This is a genomic window from Rathayibacter sp. AY1F6, from assembly GCF_002932035.1.
GTDB lineage: Bacteria > Actinomycetota > Actinomycetes > Actinomycetales > Microbacteriaceae > Rathayibacter.
In genome coordinates, this window is the sequence record NZ_PSVD01000030.1 from 1 (window position 1) to 17,840 (window position 17,840).

Here is a 17,840-nt window from a genome sequence, read left to right on the forward strand (position 1 = left end):
GGGCTACCTGGCGGCGTTCGTCCTCCTCAGCCGGGTGCTCAAGGCCGGCATGCCGATCGGAGTCGCGTTCCGGCGGGGACGGGCGGAGCGGGCTCGCACCGCGGACCGCCTCGGACGAGCTCCGCGATCCGCAGCACCCGGTCGGCCGACGTCCGGGCGGACGGGTCGTGTGCTGGGACCCGCGCGGACCTCCGCGGTCGGCGGGACGTCGTGTCCTGTTCGCCTGCCGCCCCTTGCCCGCGCGCCGCTCCGAGCGCACGCTGGAGCCATGACCGCATGGAGCCCTCTCGAGACCGTCGGCGCCGTGGTGCTCGCCCTCGCGCTGATCGGGCTCGCCGTCGCGGCCGTGGCGGTCGGAGCAGGCGACGAGATCGCGTTCATCGGCGTGCTGGTCGCCTTCGCGGTCGCGGTCACCGGGCTCGGCCTCCACATCGCCGGCCGCGAGGCGCGGTACCGCCGCGACAACCGGTGACGCCGACGCGCTTCCGCCGCGACGACCGCTGAGGAGGTGCGCTCCCGCCGCGGCGGCCGCTCAGCGGGACGCGCCCCGCCGCGACGGCCGCTGATCGGGGGGCGCCCCGCCGCGACGACACTCGGCCGGTCAGTGCCCGAGCTCCACCAGCAGCACGCCGGCGATGATCAGGCCGATCCCGCCGAGCATCGTCCAGGTCAGGGGGTCCTGGAACAGCCAGCGCCCGAGCACCGCGGTCAGCGCGACTCCGACCGCCGCCCAGATCCCGTAGGCCACCCCGATCGGCATGCCCTGCGCGAGCGCCCCGGCCAGCAGCGTGAACGCGACGACGTAGCCGACTCCGACCACGACGTACCAGCGCTTCCGGCCGTCCGTCGCGGGTTTGAGGCTCATCGTCGCGGCGACCTCGGTGAGGATCGCGCCCGAGAGCAGCAGCCAGGCCATCAGCGCACCGACCGGCGCGCGGCCTGCGCTCGCTGCGACCCGATCTCGACCATCAGCACGCCCGCGATGATCAGCACCAGCCCGATCGTCATCACGCCCGTCAGCGGCTGCCCGAAGAGCACGGCCGCGAGGACCGCCGTCAGCGCGACTCCGCACGCGCCCCATACGCCGTAGGCGACTCCGATCGGCATGCCGGCCTTGAGCACCCGGCTGAGGAGGACGAACGCCGCCAGGTAGCCCGCCACCACGAGGGCGTACCAGCCCGGCGACTCGATGGCGGCCTGGAGGGCGAGCGACGCCGTCACCTCGATGAGGATCGCGCCGGTGAGGAGCACCCAGCTCATCGTGTGCCGTCGGATCGGGTCATCCGGCCAGCGTAGGGCGGGCGCGGAGGCGTGCGACCGCGGAACGAGGGCTCAGCGCGCGGGGAGGGTGGGAACGATCGTTCTCCGGGCAGTGACGCGCTCACCGCGCGAAGTGCTCGCGCACCTCCGCCTGCCAGCGCTCGCGGTCCTCCTCCGTGATGAACGCCGCGTCGAAGGAGTTGAGCGCCAGCTGCTCGAGCTGCGCGTCGTCCATCCCCAGCTCCTCGACCAGGGCGCGGTAGTTCTCATCCACGTAGCCGCCGAAGTAGGGCGGATCGTCGCTCGAGACCGTCACGACGAGTCCCTCGCGGAGCATCGCGGGCAGCGGGTGGTCGGCCATCGTGTCCACCGCGCGCAGGGCGACGTTCGACAGCGGGCACACCGTCACCGGGATGCGGCGCTCGCGGAGCATCGCGACCACCTCCGGGTCCTCCATCGCGCGGATCCCGTGGTCGATCCGCTCGACCTTCAGCAGCTCGACGGTGGCCGCGACCGTCTCGGGCCCGCCCTCCTCGCCGGCGTGCGCGACCAGGCGCAGTCCGTCCGCCGCGGCGCGCGCGTAGACGTCGACGAACAGCTCCGGGCCGAAGCCCACCTCGTTCGAGTCGAGCCCGACGCCGATGATGTACTCGCGCCAGGGGAGGATCGCCGTCAGCATCTCGTCGGCCGCGTCGGCGCCCAGGTCGCGGAGGAAGCACATGATCAGGTCCGTCGAGATCCCGTGGGTCTCCTCGCTCCGACCGAGCGCACGGGTGATCCCGCTCATCACGGTGTCGAGCGCGACGCCGTTGCCGAGGTGCGTCTGCGGGTCGAAGAAGATCTCGGCGCGGCGGACGTTCGCCTTCTGCGCCCGGTCGAGGTAGCCGGTCGCGAGCTCGAAGAAGTCCCGCTCCGTCTTCAGCACGGTGAGGTTCGAGTAGTGCAGCTCCAGGAACGACGCGAGGTCGGTGAAGGAGTACCGCGCGCGGAGGGCGTCGAGATCCTCGGTGGGCAGGGCGACCCCGTTGCGGCGCGCCATCTCGACGATGTGCTCGGGCTCGATCGTGCCCTCGAGGTGAATGTGCAGCTCGGCGCTGGGCGGGGCGGGGAAGGCTGGGCGGGGCATGCGGGTCCTCCAGGGAGCGGCCGGGGCGGCGGGGTCGCTCCCGACCGTAGGCCTCCGCTGTTTCGCGCGCGTTTCCGGCGGGAGGCGCGCGATCCGGATCCGGAGCGGCCCCGCCCCCGGGTGCTAGAGCTCGCCCTGCTGCGAGGTGCCGGCCGGGATCGGGACGAGCCGCGTCACGACGGGCGGGTGGGCGACGAGTCCGCGGATCGCCGCGTTGAGGCGGACGACCGGCTCTCCGGCGCCGTGCGCGTCGAGCAGGTCGCCGCTCGTCCACTTCTCCAGCATGACGATGGTGCCGTCGGGCGAGTCGTGGATCGCGTAGAGCTCGCAGCCCTCCTCCTCGTGCACCTCCGCGATGGCGGTGGAGAGGGCGGCGACGAGCGCGTCGCGCTGCCCCTCGGCGGGGGTGAAGATCGCGGTGACGACGACGGGATCGGACATGGCGTGCCTTTCGGAGGGGGGAGGGGGATCAGCGCTGCGGGGGTGCGGCGCAGCTGGAGCGGATGACGAGGTCGGCCTGCACCTCGATGTGCTGCGGGGCCTCGGGGAGGCGGCCCTGCATGCGGGCGAGGACGAGCTCGACGCTGTGACGGGCGAGCATGTCGATCGGCTGGCGGACGACGCTGAGCGGCGGGGTGACCAGCTCGCTCCACGGGTTGTCGTCGAACACGACGACCGAGAGGGCCTCCGGGATCCGGATCCCGAGCTGGAAGAGCCGGTGCACGGCGCTGCGCACCTGCGCGCCGCTGCCCGCGGTCTGAGGAGGCCGCGGCTGCCGCGGCACCTCCGGCCGTCGGAGCAGCCGCAGGCCGGTCGCGAGCTGCCAGGCCGTGACGGCGTAGACGGAGGCGCGCTCCCAGACGCCGTCGGGCAGCAGGTCGACGCCGGGCACGCGGGTGTCGACCTGCAGCATCAGCAGCGCGAGCAGGCCGGCCGCACCGAGCACGATCCCGACCGTCTCGAGCGCCCACGGGGCGCGGCCGCGCCGGGCCGCGGCACCGGCGACGATCGAGGCCGCGTTGCCGCCGACGATCGCCATCGCGGCGCCGACCACGTGCAGGCCGCCGATCCCGTTCTGCGCACTGGCGCTGCTCCCGTGCACGAGGCCCACCACGGCGATGCCCACGGCGTAGACCACGGCGAGGGAGAGGAACAGCCCCCGCGATCCGCCCCGCGCCGCCCGCACGGTCGTGACGGCGGCGGCGAGGTAGAGCGCCCCCTGCAGGAGGAATCCGGCGTTCATCACCGCGTGCAGCGGCGAGTCGATCGCGCGCCCCTGGAACACGCCCACCTCGGGCACGCCGAGATCGCTGATGTAGTTCCGTGCGTAGCTGTAGCCCGGGAACGCGGACGCGGCGACCGCCTCCGCTCCCACGTAGGCGAGCGCGCTCACCACCCACAGCACTCCGGCCCCACGAGTTCCCATGCGCCCATCATCCCCGGGCCCGGCCCCGCCGGTCGTCGTCGGCGGACGGCTCCCCGGCTAGGCTCGCCGGATGCTGCAGGTGCGGGGTGAGTCCGGGCAGGCCGTGCTCCTCCTGCCGGGCGGGGGCGAGGCCGTCGACGGGTTCTTCCCCGGGCTGGTCGAGGGCCTGATCGTCGATCCGGGCTGCCGGCTGGTCCTCTACGACAGACCGGGCACAGCGGGGTCGGAGGTCGCCGGCGGACTGACCGACGCCGCCGACGCCGTCCACGCCGTGCTGGCCGGCCTCGGGACAGGTCCCGTCGTCGTGATCGGCCAGAGCCTCGGCGGTGCCGTCGCGATGCTGCTCGCTCGCGATCATCCCGAGGACGTCGCGGGACTGGTGCTCCTCGACCCGACGCCCGTCAACGACACGGCACTGGCGCGTCAGGTGGAGCGGACGGCCCGGGCGACGGCGGCGCTCTCGAGACTGCCGGGGCTCGGCCGAGCGCTGTCCGCGCTGCTGCGCACGAGCGCCGCCCGGTCGGCGAGGCGCCACGCGATGAGCCCGGCCGCGCGCGCGGCCGCTCTCGCGATGGCGGACGTCGACCTGCCGGGGCTCGCCTCCGCCGCCGCTGGTCTGGAGCAGGTGGCGCGGGGCTTCGACGAGTCTCAGCTGCCCGCGGTCCCCGCGGCCGTGGTGACCGCGGACCGCCGGCCCGGGTCCTCCCTGCATCGCGCGCATCGGCGCGTGGCCGCCGCACTGGACGCGCCGCTGCTGTCCTGGCCGGGAGCCGTGCACGAGGTGCATCTGAGCCACGAGCGCGAGGTGCTCGAGGTCGCCCGCGCGGTCGTGCGGGCCGTCGCCTCCGACTAGGTCCGGAGCCGCTGCGCCGCCGCTCCGGTCACAGGCTGAACCCGCCGTCGGTCGTGAGCACCTGCCCGACGACCCAGCTGCCCGCCGACGTGGCCAGCCACGCGATCAGCTCCGCGGGGTCCGCCGGCGTGCCGACCCGGCCGAAGGGCGTGCTCGCGACGTACTCCTCGAGGTCCTCGAGTGACCGGTCGGTGGTCTCCGGGTCCAGGTATCCCGTGGTCACCGGACCGGGATCGATCGTGTTGAGCACGATCCCGAGCTCCAGGAGTTCGGCGGCGACCGTGGCGGTGACGCCGGCGAGTGCGGCCTTGCTCGCGGCGTAGGCGACCTCTCCGCGCATCGCGCCGTGGATCTGGCCGGACGTCATCCAGAACACGTGCCCCTGCGCCCGGGCGTAGGGCCCGGCCCCGCCGATCCGGTCGCCGGGCCGGCGGGATCCGTCCGCGCGCGGTGCCCGGAGCCGCGCGAACTCCGCGGTGAGCAGGAGGGTGGAGCGGGTGTTGACGTCCCAGAACGCGGTGAGCCGCTCGGGCGTCATGTCGAGGATGCTGCCGTCGTCACCGCTCTTCGCGTGGTTGCAGACGAGGACGTCCAGGCTCCCGGTGAGGTCGGCTGCGGTGGCGATCAGACCTGGGATCGTGGAGGGATCGGCCAGGTCCGCGGCGACGTCGGCGAACCGCGCGCCCTCAGTGAGGTGCGCGCGGAGCTCGGACCGGACCGCGTCGAGGTCGTCGCCTCCCCAGGGGAGGTCGAGATCGTGAGGGCGGTGATGGTGGACGACGAGGTGCGCGCCGAGGGAGGCGAGCTTCGCGGCGACGGCGAATCCGATGCCGCGCCGCCGCGAGACGCCGGTGACGAGAGCGGTCCTGCCCTGCAGGGGGAGGAGTGCGGACACGGGGAGCCTTTCGATCGCGACCGAGCGGGCCGGAGGGTGCGGGCCGGAGGGAGCGGGACGGAGCGACGGGGATCGGGAAGGCCTCAGCCGCACTGCACGATCCCCACCGTATCGAGCCGCCGGTGGCCTCCGTCCGGCGATGAGGTGCCCCTCAGACCTGCTAGGAGATCCGCAGGCCCCGTCCCCGGGAGAAGCCGAGGCGCGAGTAGCTGTCCGCCAGCCGCTCGTCGCCGGCGACGGCCACGACGACGCCTCCCGCGGGGACCGTGGCCAGCAGCTCCCTCGTCGCGAGCAGCGCCGACAGGCGGGTCCCGGGGCGCTGCGAGAGCGCCATCACCGTCCACCGCCGCCCGGGGGGCGTCTCCGCGCCGACGGCCGCGGTGAGGGGGGTCCCGACCAGCAGTGCCCCGGCCCCCACGGCTCCGCCGAGGAGCGCCGCGAGGACCAGGACCGCGCCGAGCAGACCCGAGAGCGCGACCCACACGGCCGCCACCATGGCCAGCAGGACGACCGGGACGGTGACGGCGATGCTCACCAGGACGTCGGCGACCGGCCGGTAGCGCCCGAACACGACCAACCCGTTCCGGTCGGCCGTCTCGTGGGCGGCGCGGCGGATCACGGAGGGCGTGAGCGAGAGCAGCGCCGTCGGGAAGGCCAGGACGGCGAGGACGCGGTGGCGCGTGAAGGCGCGCACCATCAGCCACGAGACGGCGGGCAGACGTCCCCATCCGACCGATGCCGACGCCGCTGCCATCGAGCCAGTCTGCGCGATCGGGGAGGCGCGGGGCCACCCGGTACGAGGACGCCGCTCCGGCTCCGCTGCGCGAGGGAGGACGACGCGGACTACTCCTCGTCCGCCCGGTAGACCTTCCGGAACGCGTCCTTGCGGGCGATCCTCCCGCCGCGGAACTCGTAGATGTCGCAGCCCCGCGTGACCTGGGGTCCGCCGTCGGGGCCGGTCCCGGTGAAGGACCAGGTGGCCGCGCCGCGCGTCCCGGCGATGATGGGAGCCCCCTCCTCGTGCCGCTCCTGTCCGGTGTCGAAGGCGAGCATGAGCGCGAATCCCTCGCGGACCTGCTCCTTGCCCGTCCAGGTGCGGCCGGGCTCGGGGCCGACGGACGCGCCGTACACGCAGTCGTCGGTCATGTGACTCATCAGCGCTTCGAGGTCGTGGCGGGTCCAGGCGTCGCTGAACGCGGCCAGCACCTCGGGCGTCATCTCGCTCGTGCTGGTCTCGGTCGAAGAGGAGTCGTCCATGTGCGGGCCTCGGTCCTTCTGATCGGTGGACCGTCGTCGGTCGCTCTGCGACCGTGGCAGGTGAGCGGCCGCAGTGGCAACGCCCTCTAGCGGTCATGTCCGGAAGCGGACGGCCGGCGGATCATTGGTCCGTCGATCCGCCGACCAGCGGGTGAGCGCGACGGCGGGGGCGGTGCACTGCGGGCGGCGGGAGCGGCCGCCGAGGCGACCCGCTCCACCGGGCACTGCCCCGTTTCGATGCTGAGCCCCTTCGCGAAGGCCGTGCCGAAGTCGGACGCGGGCCGGTCCTCCTCCGCCTCCTCGGTCGCGGCTCCCGGGTCGCCCGCGGCGGCCGGATGCTAGGCGCTCGCCGCCTCGTCCGCCACCTCCTCCCCGCCGACCGGCGCCGGCGCGCAGGATGGGGAGCACCGGTCGTGGCGGGCACCGACTCCGCACCCGACCGGCACCGAGACCGCCACGAGCCCGCGCCGGCGGGAGGACAGCGAGAGCACCATGGGATTCTGGGGACCGACCGTCGAGACCCGCGGCACGCGCCCGGTCGACGAGCCGCTCGGCGAGCTGGAGCTCGTGCACGCCTTCATCAGCGGGCCGATGCCCACCGGCGTCAGCGTCTCGCACACCGGGCGGATCTTCGTGAACTTCCCGAAGTGGGGAGACGAGGTCCCGGCCACGGTCGTGGAGCTGGTCGACGGAGCGGCGGTGCCCTACCCGGACGAGGCCTGGAACACGCCGTCGGGAGTCGACGACGCCGGCGCCCTCGTCTCGGTGCAGAGCATCGTCGTAGATCCGGCCGACCGGCTCTGGATCCTCGACACAGGCAGCCCGATGTTCGAGCCGACGAAGAAGGGCGGCCCCAAGCTCGTCCGCGTCGACCTGGCGACCGACACCGTCGAGCAGGTGATCGTCCTCGAGCCGGACGTCGCCCTGCCGACCACCTACCTCAACGACGTGCGCTTCGATCTGCGGCGCGGCATCGCCTACATCACCGACTCGGCCGACTCCGGTCCGAACGGGATCATCGTCGTCGACCTTGGGACGGGGACCGCCTGGCGCCGCCTGCACGACCACCCGAGCACGAAGGCGCTCACTCCTCCGGAGCTCGTGCCGATGGCCGAGGGCCGCGTGCTGATGAAGCGCCCGGCAGACGGCGACCCTCAGCCGGTGACGATGGGCGCCGACGGCATCGCGATCTCGGCCGACGGCGAGCGCCTCTGGTACTGCCCGCTCGCCTCCCGCCGCTGGTTCAGCGTGGCGACGGCGGCCCTGGTCGACCGGTCGGTGCCGGACGAGGACGTCGCGGCGACCGTCGTCGACGAGGGCGACAAGGGCGGGGGAGCGGACGGCCTCGAGACGGATGCGCTGGGCCGCTTCTACGCCACGAGCTACGAGAACAACGCGATCGTCCGCCGTCGCACCGACGGCACGATGGAGACGATCGTGCACGACGAGCGGCTGCTCTGGCCCGACACCATGTCGATCGCGACGGACGAGCACCTGTACGTCACCGCGAACCAGCTGCACCGCCAGGACGACTACCAGGGCGGCACGGATCTGCGGACGTACCCGTACTCGCTGTTCCGGGTGCGGATCGGCGCGGGGCCGGTTCTCCTGCGCTGAAGGCCCCCGCCTGGTCGCCTGCGCCGAGATCCGCAGCGCGGATCAGCGCCAGTGGGCGAGCTCCGTGCGGAGGGTCGCGCGGGCGCGGGCGAGCAGTCCGCGGACGGTCGAGGTCGTGAGGCCCAGCTCGTGCGCGATCGCGTCGTAGCTGCACTGCTCCAGCTGGCGCAGCTCCCAGCAGCGGCGCTGGGCCGGGGGCATCGCGGCGAGCACCCGGTTGGCGTCGGCGGCGAGCGATCCGCAGTGCGCGGCGTGTTCCGGGTCGTCGGCGGCGGAGGCGGGGAACTCGTCGTCCAGCTCGGCTCGCAGCCGCGAGACGCTGGAGCGGAGTCGGTCGACGCTGCGGCGGCGGGCGGTCGTGACGAGCCAGCCTGCGATGGTCTCGCCGTCGATCACGCTGTCCACGTGGGTCCACGCCGCGAGGAACGTCTCCTGCACCACGTCGTCGACGTCGGCGCTGCTGCGGAGGGTGCGGGCGGCCGTCGCGCGGAGCAGCGCGGTGTAGCGGCGGACGATGGTGGCGGTGAGCATGCGGACTCCGGTCGACTTGATGTGTACGCATGATTCGAAGGCGCGCTCCCGCCCGGTTTCCCGGGGCGGGACCCCAGTGGGAGGGGCAGGTCTGTCCGGTTTCCGGGGACGTCAGCGCCGCCGCGACCACCAGCGGCGGGACCGCTCCGGCTCGGCGGCCGCCCGGGCCTCGGCCTCGGCGGCGCGATCGGCGCGCCGCTGCGACCAGGCGGCGACCTCCTCGTCGACGTCCCGGAGCGGGGTGACGACGGGCGGCCCACCCAGCAGCTGGCGGCGCGCCTCGATCACCCGCGTGTTGAAGTCGGCGAGCTCGGCGCGCACCTCCTCCTCGCGGTGCAGGCGGTCGAGGCGCTCGTCGAGCGCGCGGTCCTCGGCGCGGAGGAGGAAGGCGGCCGGGCCGATACCGGTGAGGTTCTCGCGCTCGATCTTGCGGCGGATCCACCAGTCCGGGTCGTGGGCCGCGCCCAGGTCCGGAAGCGGCTTCCCCGATCCCGGCAGGTCGTCGAAGTCGCCGCGGCGGATCGCGAGCTGGATCGCCGTCTCGACGAACGCGGCCCGCTCGAGCGGATCCTCCGGCAGGGCGGGCTGCTCCGCCTCGTCCTCGCCCGTGGCGCCGGCCCGGTACCGGGCGGCGCGCTCCCTCGCATCCGACATCCCTCCACGCTAGATCGGGCTCCTCGCCGCGGGCAACCACCCCTCCCGCCGTCTCCGTGGTCGGTGGGGCTCCGCGGGTCGACATCGGCGGACCGGCGTGCGTAGTATCGATACTCGATAACATCGACGATCGATAAGGAGTCCATCATGACGAGTGTCATCCCCAGCGGACCGGTCCGGGAGCGTCCGCGCGTGTTCCGGGTGGCGAGAGCGGTCCTGCTCATCGTCGCGGTCTTCTCCGTGCTGACCGCGCTCCTGCAGACCTGGACCGTCACCACCGGGCGGACCCTGCTGGTCTTCGGGGGAGCGGACGGCCGCCTCCCGCTCCGGAGCCTCCCGCAGCTGCTGCAGGCCGAGCCGCGCGAGGGCACCGCGCCCACGCTCGCCGACGCCGCCCTCTCCCTCCGCCTGCTCGGTGCGCTGCCGAGCCTCCTCCAGGCGGTCACGATCGTCCTCGCCACGGTCTTCCTCCTGCGGGTCCTCCGCGGCATCGCGGCCGGACGCCCGTTCGACCCCTTCGTCCTCGCGAACTGGCGCCGTCTGAGCCTCGCCCTGCTGATCGGAGGAGTGGCCCAGGGCCTCGCCGACACCGCGGCGGGCCTGTACCTCAGCTCCGGCATCGGCCTGCTCTTCGGCGCCGGCCGGGTGAGCGACGAGCAGCGCGACACGTTCCTCGGCGGCGACTACCAGGCCATCGGGACGAACCTCCCGCAGTGGCCGGTCCCCGTCCTGCTCGCCGGCGTGGTGGCCCTCGCCCTGACGGCGGCGTTCCGCGCCGGCGCGAAGCTCGAACGGGACGTCGACGGCGTTGTCTGAGCCCGCCGACGACGAGAGGCACCGGATCGACTGCCACCTCGGAGCAGTGCTGGCCGAGCGCGGCGTGACCCTCACCGCCCTCTCTGCCCGCACCGGCATCACGATGGCGAACCTCTCCATCCTCAAGAACAACCGCGCCCGCGCGATCCGCTTCACGACGCTGACGCTCATCTGCGACGCACTCGACTGCACCCCGCAGGAGCTGTTCTCGATCCGGGCCGTCGACGAGCGGGGGTAGCGGCGGGCGGATCGGCCAGGGGATCTCTGCGGGGCCGATGGTGTGGACGCCGTCCGATCGGATCGTCGATCGAGCAGGACTCAGTCGCGCTCCACGTCCGCCCCTCCTGGGATCGGCCGGAGCTCCCCGGAGCTCGCTGTCGTCCCGACCCATGGATGAGCCTCACCAGCGCGGTCGGCGGCCTCGGCCATCGACCGTCCACAGGGGTGCGAGCTCGTCAGCGGGACCGTCGAATGCGCCTCCGGTGGATGCCGGCGGCTGCTCGCGGTCGTCCCGCCCGAGGCGATGACTCCCGAGCAGTTGTCGCGCGAGCGCGGAACGACCCCGCAGACCCGCATCGCGGGAACCCTCCGGGACCCTCGCTCCATCTCGGTGGCTTCCACCGTCGAGGGGCCCCTCCTGAAGATCCGGGCCGACTACTGGTCCCAGGAGTACATCCCCTGGGGACGTATGCGAAGCGTCCTCGTGCGTGCTTCCGCGAACCGGTCCCGTCGCGCTGTGCGATCTCCCTGAGACGGCGGCGGTGTACCCGTCGACGAGGCCGCCGGTCATCGTCCCCGCGAGGAGCGCCCGCATCAGACCCGCACCGACGACGAACACGTCGATCGACCCGGGGTTCCCGAACGGGAGACGGACCGTGATGCACGTCTGGTCGTGCTGAGCGGCGGTCAGCGGTCGAGGACTTGACGAATGACGAGGACTCGGTTCTCCGTCGACTCCCGCCCGACCGGGTCGAACCCGCTCGCCGTCATCACTGAGACCCTGCTCGAGCCGGTCGGCGTGCTCGTGCGCGCCGCGCTGCGGCCGCTTCCCGCCCGCTCAGTCCAGCGGGTAGCCCGGCAGCCCGTCGATGCTGACCGCGTTCCGCGTGGCGCGGTACTCGGCCATGCCGTCGGGGCCCTTCTTCTCGGCCTGGAGGAGGAGCAGGTCGCGCTCGCCGACCGGCTCCATCACCGGCACGCCCCAGCCGCACGCGTCGCTGATGCGGGTGAGCTCGACGGTGACGACCGCGCGAGTGCTCGGGTGCTCGGGGTGCTGCTCCGCGACCTCGGTGAACGCCTCCGAACCGGGCAGGTGCACGGAGCCGGTGCCGTGCAGGCGGACGATGCGCGGACGCGATCCGAACGACGCGAACATCAAGCACACGCGCCCGTTCTCGCGCAGGTGCGCGATCGTCTCGACTCCGCTGCCCGTGTAGTCGACCCAGCCGACCCGCCGCGGGCCGAGGATCGAGAACGAGTCGTGGCCGCGCGGCGACATGTTGACGTGCCCGTCCGCGGCGAGGGGCGCGGTGGCGACGAACCACATCGGCTGCTCGTGGATCCAGGAGCAGAGGCTCTCGTCGATCTCGTCGTAGACGTGCGCCATGGGATCAGGCCCCGGCCGCGCGGCGGACCAGCTCGGTGACGGCGGCGCGCGTCTCGGCGTCGGCAGAGACGAGCGCGTAGGCGGTCGGCCAGATCGTGCCGTCGTCGAGCTGGGCGCCGTCCTGGAAGCCGAGGGTCGAGTAGCGCGTGCCGAACTTCGCGCCGGGCTGGAAGAAGACGATCGCCTTGCCGTCCGAGCGCGCGTAGGAGGGGAAGCCGTACCAGGTCTTCGGGAGGAGATCGGGGGCGGTCTCGCCGACGACCTCGTGGAGCATCTGGGCGATCGGCCGCTCCTCGTCGGTCATCGCGGCGATCGCGGCCTCCGCGTCCCTGCGGTCGGCGTCGGCCTTGTCGGCGCTCTTCTGCCGCTTCGCCTCCGCCCGCAGCTCGGCCGCACGCTGCTTCATCGCCGCGCGCTCGTCCTTCGAGAAACCGTCTTCGGAGGCCATGTCCGCCCGTCCCGTCCGTCTGCGGCTCCCGGTCCGGGAGCGTCCCCGCACATCGTGACAGCGCCGCACTCGCCGCACAACGGCGGGAGCGAGCGCGACCGCGCGCCCCGGAAGCCCAGCCTCCGCGGTTAGCGTGGGCGGATGCGCCTCCTCCTGATCCGCCACGGCCAGACCCCCTCCAACGTCGCCGGGCTCCTCGACACCCGCATCCCCGGACCCGGGCTCACCGACCTCGGCCGCACCCAGGCCGCGGCACTGCCCGGTCGGCTCGCCGGCGAGGGGATCGGCGCGCTGCTCGTCTCGACGATGGTCCGCACCCACGAGACGGCCGCCCCTCTCGCCGCGGCCCTCGGGCTCGAGCCGATCGAGCGCGACGGCATCCGCGAGGTCGCTGCCGCGGGGCTCGAGATGCGCGGCGACGTCGCGGCGGTCGAGGAGTACATGGGCACGGTCTTCCGCTGGGCCGGCGGCGAGACGTCGATCCGGCTGGCGGGCGGCGAGACGGGCGACGAGTTCGCGGCGCGCTACGACGCGGTGGTGGCGGAGGCGGAGGCGCTCGGGCACGAGGTCGTCGCGCTGGTCAGCCACGGCGCGGCCATCCGCTGCTGGGCGGGTCTGCGCTCCCTCGACCTCGATGCGCGCTTCATCGCCGACCACCTGCTCGACAACACCGGCGTCGTCGTCCTCGAGGGCTCGGGCGACGCGTGGACGCTCGTGTCCTGGCAGGGCGAGCCCGTCAGCGGAGTCGGCGCGGCGGCCCCCTCGGGCCCGGCGGGCGAGACCACCGTCTGAGCGACAGGGCCTCCTCGCCGGTCGAGCAGCCGCGCGGCGGCGGATGGAGACCGGCCGGAACGAGCGCCGCCGGCCGCGCCACCACGGTAACGATCGCGCAACACTCCGGAAACCAGCTCCGACCAGCACATTCACTTGCGCTGATCGGTTCACCGCCGCCCCTGGACCCGCCTCCGCAATTGTCCGACGTTTGCCCCTCGGCGGCTCCGCGGCTACCGTGGTCGGCGGTCCTCACGGGCCCCGATGAACCGGTCCGCGCTCGCACGGCGTCCCCCAGGACGCGCCGCGATCGTACGGTCAACGGGAGTGGAGGCGGCCCCGAGGCCGCCTCGGACGCTCTCGCCTCCACCCCCTGCCGCGCTGAGCGGCGGGACGCACGCGGAGGCTCGACGCACGGCTGTCCCACGCTCCCGACCCGGCACCACGAGATGAGCGCAGGGCGTCGTCCCTGCGCGCCGACGGAGTGTACGTGCACCAGAACCAGCAGATCATCAGCGAGCCCCGGAGCGAGGCGGGCGCCGATCCCGCGACCCCCGCTCTCGAGGCCCGCCACCTCTTCAAGGTGTTCGGCCGGAAGCCCGACGAGGTCGTCCGCCGACTGGGCGAGGGCGCCGACCGCGGCGAGCTCGCCGGACTCGGCACGGCCGCGGTGATCGACGCGTCCTTCACCGTGCGCCGCGGCGAGATCTTCGTCGTGATGGGCCTCTCCGGCTCCGGGAAGTCCACCCTGATCCGCATGCTGAACGGGCTCCAGGAGCCCTCCGCGGGCGAGGTCCTGATCGAGGGCTCCACCATCACCGGCGTCTCCGAGGCGGAGCTGCGCCGCGTGCGCCGCTCGTCGGTGTCGATGGTGTTCCAGCACTTCGCGCTCCTCCCGCACCGCACCGTGCTCGACAACGTCGCGTACCCGCTCGAGATCCAGGGCGTCCCCGCGGCCGAGCGCCGCGAGCGGGCCCTGCTCGCGGTCGAGCGCGCCGGTCTCGCCGGCTGGCACGAGAAGATGCCCGACGAGCTCTCCGGCGGCATGCGCCAGCGCGTCGGCCTCGCCCGGGCGCTCGCCGCCGACACCGACATCGTGCTGATGGACGAGGCGTTCTCGGCACTCGACCCGCTGATCCGCCGCGAGATGCAGGAGCAGCTGATCGAGCTGCAGCACGAGCTCGGCAAGACCATCGTCTTCATCACGCACGACCTCAACGAGGCCATGTTCCTCGGCGACCGCATCGCGGTGATGCGCGACGGCCGCATCGTCCAGATCGGCACCCCGGAGGAGATCCTCACCGATCCGGCGAACGACTACGTCGCCCAGTTCGTGCAGGACGTCGACCGCGCCCGCGTGCTCACCGCCTCCGCCGTGATGGAGCCCGCCCGCTCCGTGGTCACCCTCGCGGCCGGTCCCCGCGCCGCGCTGAGGAGCATGCGCGACCTGCAGACCTCGGCCGCGTTCGTGGTCGGCGGCGGACGACGCCTGCTGGGCACGGTCCGCGACCGCGACGTGATCGAGCAGGTGCGCCGGAGCACCGGCGACCTCTCGGCGGTCCTCACCTCCGACGTCGTCACCGTCGGTCCGGACACCGCCCTCAGCGAGGTCATCGAGCCCGCCGTCGAGTCGGCGCTGCCGGTCGCCGTGGTCGACGCCGACGGGCGTCTGCTCGGAGCGATCCCGCGGGTGACCCTGCTCGCGGCGCTCGGCAACGTGCCCGCCCGCACCGGCGAGCACCCGGTGATCGAGCCGCCCGCCACCGTCTCGACCGAGGTCGTCACCGCGACCCTGCACGCGACCGGAGGCTCCGTCGACGACGCCGTCCTCGCGGCGGACGGAGGTGCACGATGACCGATCTCGGATTCCGCCTCCCGCTCGGCGCCCTCGCCGAGGGTGCCGTCGACGTCCTCACGCAGACCTTCCAGCCGGTCTTCGACCTGCTGCGCACCGTCTTCGGCGCCCTCTACTCCGGCGTCGACCTCGTCCTCGCGACACCGCCCTTCTGGGTGATCGTCGCCTTCCTCGCCGTACTGGCCTACGCCGTCCGCGGCTGGGTCTTCGCGGCCGGCACCGCCGTGGGGCTCCTGCTGATCGTGGGGGTCGACCAGTGGGAGAACGCGATGGACTCCCTCGCGCTGGTGCTCGTCGCCTCCGTGATCGCCATCGCGCTGAGCGTGCCGCTGGGCGTGCTCGCCGCGCGCAACCGCACGGCCTCCGCGGTCATCCGGCCCGTCCTCGACCTGATGCAGACGATGCCGGCCTTCGTCTACCTGATCCCCGCGCTGATCCTGTTCCGGGTCGGAGTGGTGCCGGGCATCGTCGCGACCATCGTGTTCGCGATGGCGCCGGGCGTCCGGCTCACCGAGCTGGGCATCCGCGGCGTCGACCCGGAGCTCGTCGAGGCGGGGGAGTCGTTCGGCTCCTCGAAGTGGCGGATCCTCCGCCAGATCCAGCTGCCGCTGGCGCTGCCCTCGATCCTGGCGGGCCTCAACCAGGTCATCATGCTCTCGCTCTCGATGGTCGTCATCGCGGGCATGGTCGGCGCCGGAGGGCTGGGCGGCGACGTCGTCGCGAGCCTCAACCGGATCGACGTCGCGCTCGGCTTCGAGGCGGGCGTCTCCGTCGTGATCCTCGCGGTCGTCCTCGACCGGATGACCGGCGCGCTGGGCTCGCCCTCGCCGGCGAGGGTCGCCCGGGCGAAGAACCGCCGCGCCGTCATGGCGACCCGTTCGGCCGTCGGCGTCGTCTCGATCGGCCTGGTCGCGTCCCTCGGGGCCGCGACCCTCGCCGCTCCCGCCACCGCCGCCTCCGTCGACAACGGCGACCGCACCGACGTGACCGTCGCCGTGTTCCAGGGCTGGGATGAGGGGATCGCCGTCTCCGCTCTGTGGGAGGCGGTGCTCGAGGAGCAGGGCTACGACGTGACCCTGCAGAACGCCGACGTCGCCCCCGGCTTCCAGGGCCTCTCGACCGGCGACTACGACCTCGCCCTCGACACCTGGCTGCCGCTCACCCACGCCCGGTACGTCGAGCAGTACGGCGACTCGATCGTCGACCTGGGCGCGTGGAACGATGAGGCGAAGCTGACCATCGCGGTCAACGAGGACGCCCCGATCGACTCCCTCGAGGAGCTCGCCGCCGACCCGGGCGTCGTCGGCAACCGCCTGATCGGCATCGAGCCCGGCTCCGGTCTCAACAAGACGACGACCGAGGACGTCATCCCCGGCTACGGCCTGGAGGGGATGGACTACCTCACCTCCTCGACGCCGGCCATGCTCCAGGAGCTCTCGAGCGCGACCGCCGCGGGCGAGAACATCGCCGTCACGCTCTGGCGCCCGCACTGGGCCTACGACGCCTTCCCGGTCAAGGACCTTGAGGACCCGAAGGGCCTGCTCGGGCAGGCGGAGGGGATCCACTCCTTCGGCTCGGCCGCGTTCGACGCGGACTACCCGACGATGAGCCGCTGGATCCGCGACTTCCGGATGGACTCGAAGACGCTCTACTCGCTCGAGAACGCGCTGTTCAACGACGGGGCCGACGACCGCTCCGCCGCCCTCGCCGCGTGGATGGACGAGAACCGGGAGTACGTCGACACGCTGATCACCTGATCCGCCACCACGACGAAGGCCGAGAGGCCGGGCGGCCCCGGACCAGGGCTGTCCCGGCCTCTCGGCCTTCGTCGCGCAAGGATCAGGCGGCGCTGACCCGGCGTCCCGCGGTGGCGCGGACGAGGAGGGTGACCACCAGCACCACGGCGGCGGCGACCAGCGCGGCGATCCCGGCGGGGACCGAGACGAGCTCGCCGGCGAAGCGGCCGACGGCGACCCAGGAGAGTCCCCAGACGAGCGAGAGCATCGGGGCGATGCGGCCGCGGCCGGTGACCGCGATCAGGAGTCCGACGAGCGCGGCGACGGCGAGGACGACGACCGCCCAGACCGCGGCGCCCGGACCGTCCGCGCTGCCGACTCCCGCGCCGACGAGCCCGGCGGTGACGTTCGCGGCCGTGGCCACGCACACCCAGCCGAGGTAGAGCCCGAAGGTGCCGTCCGTCACGATCGCGTCGACCACTCCGGCCGACCGGGTGGTCCTCAGGATCACGAAGATGCGCGCGAGCACGGCGAGCAGCAGGGCGATCACGACGACGCTGAGCGTCAGGAAGCCGGCCTGGACGACCAGGATCCACGCGGCGTTCAGGAGGAGGCTGGCGGCGGCCCAGTAGCCCAGCCGGCGGTGGCGGGTGCGGGCGGTCTGCGAGGGCAGGAACTGCCAGATCGCGTAGGCGATGAGGCCGGTGTAGATGACGCTCCAGATCGCGAAGGCGGGGCCGTCGGGAGCGATGGGGGTCGAGGACGCGGTCAGGGCGCCGCCGGCCGCGTTCTGGATCTGCGTGCCGCCCGCGGCGCCCGAGCCGATGAACGAGCCGATGAGGGCGAGCACCGCGCTCACGGCGACGACGACCTGGCGGATCCGGTCGGCGCGGTCGGGGGTTCGTGTGGCGGTCATGTCGCTCCTCCATTAGTCAGCTGGCTGAGTAATGAGAGTAGCGCGATTCCGCTCCCCGTCCACTGGGGCTTGC

Annotated in this window: 21 protein-coding genes; 8 read left to right on the forward strand and 13 right to left on the reverse strand. The window is 73.3% G+C overall.

Annotated features, from left to right (window positions below):
- Positions 1-268: 268 nt before the first annotated feature.
- Positions 269-472 (forward strand): hypothetical protein, encoded by a 204-nt coding sequence (locus tag C5C44_RS15570; protein WP_104227488.1) that lies wholly within the window; start codon positions 269-271, stop codon positions 470-472.
- 129 nt (positions 473-601) lie between these two features.
- On the opposite strand, the gene C5C44_RS15575 is transcribed toward C5C44_RS15570, so the two are convergent.
- The 5 genes from C5C44_RS15575 to C5C44_RS15595 all read right to left on the reverse strand — a co-directional run bounded on the left by C5C44_RS15575 (position 602) and on the right by C5C44_RS15595 (position 3,812).
- Complete coding sequence (locus C5C44_RS15575) at positions 602-916, reverse strand: multidrug efflux SMR transporter (RefSeq protein ID WP_104224891.1); 315 nt, start codon at positions 914-916, stop codon at positions 602-604.
- A complete protein-coding gene (locus C5C44_RS15580) occupies positions 916-1,260 on the reverse strand; it encodes a multidrug efflux SMR transporter (RefSeq protein ID WP_104336158.1) in 345 nt (114 codons plus the stop codon). Before C5C44_RS15580 ends, C5C44_RS15575 begins: the two co-directional genes overlap by 1 nt.
- 121 nt (positions 1,261-1,381) lie before the next feature.
- Positions 1,382-2,386 (reverse strand): adenosine deaminase, encoded by a 1,005-nt coding sequence (locus tag C5C44_RS15585; RefSeq protein WP_104336159.1) that lies wholly within the window; start codon positions 2,384-2,386, stop codon positions 1,382-1,384.
- Positions 2,387-2,509: 123 nt separating this feature from the next.
- Positions 2,510-2,827 (reverse strand): putative quinol monooxygenase, encoded by a 318-nt coding sequence (locus tag C5C44_RS15590; protein ID WP_104224889.1) that lies wholly within the window; start codon positions 2,825-2,827, stop codon positions 2,510-2,512.
- Between the two features lie 28 nt (positions 2,828-2,855).
- Positions 2,856-3,812 (reverse strand): DUF998 domain-containing protein, encoded by a 957-nt coding sequence (locus C5C44_RS15595; protein WP_258066776.1) that lies wholly within the window; start codon positions 3,810-3,812, stop codon positions 2,856-2,858.
- A 70-nt stretch (positions 3,813-3,882) separates the two neighbouring features.
- Between C5C44_RS15595 and C5C44_RS15600 the strand changes: the two genes are divergently transcribed.
- On the forward strand, positions 3,883-4,665 hold the full coding sequence (locus C5C44_RS15600) for an alpha/beta fold hydrolase (RefSeq protein ID WP_104336160.1): 783 nt from the start codon (positions 3,883-3,885) through the stop codon (positions 4,663-4,665).
- A gap of 28 nt (positions 4,666-4,693) precedes the next feature.
- On the opposite strand, the gene C5C44_RS15605 is transcribed toward C5C44_RS15600, so the two are convergent.
- The 3 genes from C5C44_RS15605 to C5C44_RS15615 form a co-directional block, all read right to left on the reverse strand.
- Complete coding sequence (locus C5C44_RS15605) at positions 4,694-5,560, reverse strand: SDR family oxidoreductase (RefSeq protein ID WP_258066777.1); 867 nt, start codon at positions 5,558-5,560, stop codon at positions 4,694-4,696.
- A gap of 160 nt (positions 5,561-5,720) precedes the next feature.
- Positions 5,721-6,314 carry a hypothetical protein gene (locus C5C44_RS15610; RefSeq protein ID WP_146084362.1) on the reverse strand — a complete coding sequence of 198 codons (594 nt, stop codon included), beginning with the start codon at positions 6,312-6,314 and terminating at the stop codon, positions 5,721-5,723.
- An 89-nt stretch (positions 6,315-6,403) separates the two neighbouring features.
- Complete coding sequence (locus C5C44_RS15615) at positions 6,404-6,817, reverse strand: nuclear transport factor 2 family protein (RefSeq protein ID WP_219827859.1); 414 nt, start codon at positions 6,815-6,817, stop codon at positions 6,404-6,406.
- 492 nt (positions 6,818-7,309) lie between these two features.
- Here C5C44_RS15615 and C5C44_RS15620 point away from each other — a divergent pair, with 492 nt between their 5' ends.
- Positions 7,310-8,434: an L-dopachrome tautomerase-related protein gene (locus C5C44_RS15620; RefSeq protein WP_104336162.1), complete on the forward strand. Its 1,125-nt coding sequence runs from the start codon at positions 7,310-7,312 to the stop codon at positions 8,432-8,434.
- Between the two features lie 42 nt (positions 8,435-8,476).
- Here C5C44_RS15620 and C5C44_RS15625 read toward each other — a convergent pair whose 3' ends face one another.
- Both C5C44_RS15625 and C5C44_RS15630 read right to left on the reverse strand, forming a co-directional pair.
- Positions 8,477-8,965: an RNA polymerase sigma factor gene (locus C5C44_RS15625; RefSeq protein WP_104336163.1), complete on the reverse strand. Its 489-nt coding sequence runs from the start codon at positions 8,963-8,965 to the stop codon at positions 8,477-8,479.
- Positions 8,966-9,076: 111 nt separating this feature from the next.
- Positions 9,077-9,619 (reverse strand): DUF1992 domain-containing protein, encoded by a 543-nt coding sequence (locus tag C5C44_RS15630; protein ID WP_104251102.1) that lies wholly within the window; start codon positions 9,617-9,619, stop codon positions 9,077-9,079.
- Positions 9,620-9,766: 147 nt separating this feature from the next.
- On the opposite strand from C5C44_RS15630, the gene C5C44_RS15635 reads away from it, so the two are divergent.
- Together C5C44_RS15635 and C5C44_RS15640 are read left to right on the forward strand one after the other, a co-directional pair.
- A complete protein-coding gene (locus C5C44_RS15635) occupies positions 9,767-10,435 on the forward strand; it encodes a hypothetical protein (protein WP_104251101.1) in 669 nt (222 codons plus the stop codon).
- The gene (locus C5C44_RS15640; protein WP_104224883.1) at positions 10,428-10,673 is read left to right on the forward strand and encodes a helix-turn-helix transcriptional regulator; all 246 of its coding nucleotides are present in this window, start codon (positions 10,428-10,430) and stop codon (positions 10,671-10,673) included. The genes C5C44_RS15635 and C5C44_RS15640 overlap by 8 nt, the downstream gene beginning before the upstream one ends.
- A gap of 819 nt (positions 10,674-11,492) precedes the next feature.
- On the opposite strand, the gene C5C44_RS15645 is transcribed toward C5C44_RS15640, so the two are convergent.
- The gene (locus tag C5C44_RS15645; protein ID WP_104251100.1) at positions 11,493-12,041 is read right to left on the reverse strand and encodes a pyridoxamine 5'-phosphate oxidase family protein; all 549 of its coding nucleotides are present in this window, start codon (positions 12,039-12,041) and stop codon (positions 11,493-11,495) included.
- A gap of 4 nt (positions 12,042-12,045) precedes the next feature.
- Positions 12,046-12,489 (reverse strand): hypothetical protein, encoded by a 444-nt coding sequence (locus C5C44_RS15650; protein WP_104336164.1) that lies wholly within the window; start codon positions 12,487-12,489, stop codon positions 12,046-12,048.
- A 141-nt stretch (positions 12,490-12,630) separates the two neighbouring features.
- Between C5C44_RS15650 and C5C44_RS15655 the strand changes: the two genes are divergently transcribed.
- The 3 genes from C5C44_RS15655 (at position 12,631) to C5C44_RS17480 (ending at position 16,872) form a co-directional block, all read left to right on the forward strand.
- Positions 12,631-13,281 (forward strand): histidine phosphatase family protein, encoded by a 651-nt coding sequence (locus tag C5C44_RS15655; RefSeq protein ID WP_104336165.1) that lies wholly within the window; start codon positions 12,631-12,633, stop codon positions 13,279-13,281.
- Between the two features lie 469 nt (positions 13,282-13,750).
- Positions 13,751-15,115, forward strand: coding sequence for a glycine betaine/L-proline ABC transporter ATP-binding protein (locus C5C44_RS15660; protein WP_374953979.1), 1,365 nt, complete (start codon positions 13,751-13,753; stop codon positions 15,113-15,115).
- The gene (locus tag C5C44_RS17480; RefSeq protein ID WP_104224879.1) at positions 15,112-16,872 is read left to right on the forward strand and encodes an ABC transporter permease/substrate binding protein; all 1,761 of its coding nucleotides are present in this window, start codon (positions 15,112-15,114) and stop codon (positions 16,870-16,872) included. The genes C5C44_RS15660 and C5C44_RS17480 overlap by 4 nt, the downstream gene beginning before the upstream one ends.
- A gap of 82 nt (positions 16,873-16,954) precedes the next feature.
- On the opposite strand, the gene C5C44_RS15670 is transcribed toward C5C44_RS17480, so the two are convergent.
- Positions 16,955-17,767, reverse strand: a complete 813-nt coding sequence (locus C5C44_RS15670; RefSeq protein ID WP_104224878.1) for a tryptophan-rich sensory protein — start codon at positions 17,765-17,767, stop codon at positions 16,955-16,957.
- Positions 17,768-17,840: the final 73 nt, after the last annotated feature.